Genomic DNA, 1,654 nt, shown 5'->3' with positions numbered 1-1,654 from the left:
GACCAATCATCTTGAGCTGATGCTGCTGGCGCTGTTTGCCATGGGCACGCACTCGGCGCTGTTTGGCCCGGTGAAGTACTCGATCATGCCTCAGGCGTTGCACGACGATGAGTTGGTCGGTGGCAACGGCCTGGTAGAGATGGGCACGTTCCTGGCGATTCTGGCCGGCACCATCGGCGCCGGGATCATGATGTCTTCCACTCATTACGCGCCGGTGGTGGCGGTGGCGATTGTGGCCGTGGCGGTGCTGGGCTATTTGGCCAGCCGCAGCATCCCGCGCGCGGCGGCGTCGACACCGCAACTGCGCCTGGACTGGAATATCTTCACTCAGTCGTGGGCGACGTTGCGCATGGGCCTGGGGCAGACGCCAGCAGTGTCGCGCTCGATTGTCGGCAACTCATGGTTCTGGTTTGTGGGTGCGATTTACCTCACGCAAATCCCGGCCTATGCCAAGGAATGGTTGTACGGCGACGAAACCGTGGTGACCTTGATCCTAACGGTGTTCTCGGTGGGCATCGCCCTGGGCTCGATGCTGTGCGAAAAGCTCTCCGGGCGTAAGGTGGAAATTGGCCTGGTGCCGTTTGGTTCGTTTGGCCTGACCGTGTTCGGCCTGCTGCTGTGGTGGCACTCCGGCGGCTTCCCGCAGAACGTGCAACCCAACGATTGGCTCGCGGTGCTCAGCTACGGCCAGGCGTGGTGGGTGCTGCTCGATATCCTCGGCCTGGGTGTGTTCGGCGGCTTTTACATCGTGCCGCTGTATGCGCTGATCCAGTCGCGCACCGCCGAGAACGAACGGGCTCGGGTGATCGCGGCCAACAACATTCTCAATGCACTGTTCATGGTGGTCTCGGCCATCGTCTCCATCCTGCTGTTGAGCGTGGCCAAGCTGTCGATCCCCGAGTTGTTCCTGGTGGTGTCGCTGCTCAACATCGCGGTTAACACTTACATCTTTAAAATCGTTCCCGAGTTCACCATGCGCTTCATGATCTGGCTGCTCAGCCATTCCATGTACCGCGTGGAGCATCGCAACCTGCAAGCCATTCCGGATGAAGGCGCGGCGTTGCTGGTGTGCAACCATGTGTCGTTTGTCGATGCGCTGTTGATTGGCGGCGCAGTACGTCGGCCGATTCGCTTTGTCATGTACTACAAGATCTATCGTTTGCCGGTGCTCAACTTTATCTTCCGCACCGCCGGGGCGATTCCGATTGCCGGGCGCCATGAAGACATTCAGATCTACGAACAGGCGTTCGCGCGGATTGCCCAGTACCTCAAGGATGGCGAGTTGGTCTGCATCTTCCCGGAAGGCAAGCTGACCGCCGATGGCGAGATGAATGAGTTTCGCGGCGGGGTGACGCGCATCCTGGAGGAGACGCCGGTGCCGGTGATCCCGATGGCATTGCAGGGGTTGTGGGGGAGTTTCTTCAGCCGCGATCCGAACAAGGGTTTTTTCCATCGGATCTGGTCGCGGGTGGTGTTGGTGGCGGGTGAGCCGGTGGCCGTGGAGGGGGCGACGCCTGAGCAGTTGCAGGCTGTGGTGGGTGGTTTGCGGGGGAGTGTCAGGTAGTTTTTCGTTGTTTGTCAGCGCCTCATCGCAGGCAAGCCAGCTCCCACATTTGACTGTATTCACAATTCAAACTGTGGGAGCTGGCTTGCC

General features: G+C 60.1%; 1 protein-coding gene. It reads left to right on the top strand.

The window, feature by feature from the left end; all coding sequences use genetic code 11:
• The coding region (locus tag GIW04_RS30530; protein WP_236479592.1) for an MFS transporter at positions 1-1,564 on the top strand (1,564 nt) is incomplete at its 5' end.
• Positions 1,565-1,654: the final 90 nt, after the last annotated feature.

Source organism: Pseudomonas sp. PA-4-8C, assembly GCF_021606625.1.
GTDB classification, from domain to species: Bacteria; Pseudomonadota; Gammaproteobacteria; order Pseudomonadales; family Pseudomonadaceae; genus Aquipseudomonas; species Aquipseudomonas lactis.
Note: the sequence above shows the minus strand (reverse complement) of the source record. Positions and strands in the feature narration are given on the sequence as shown.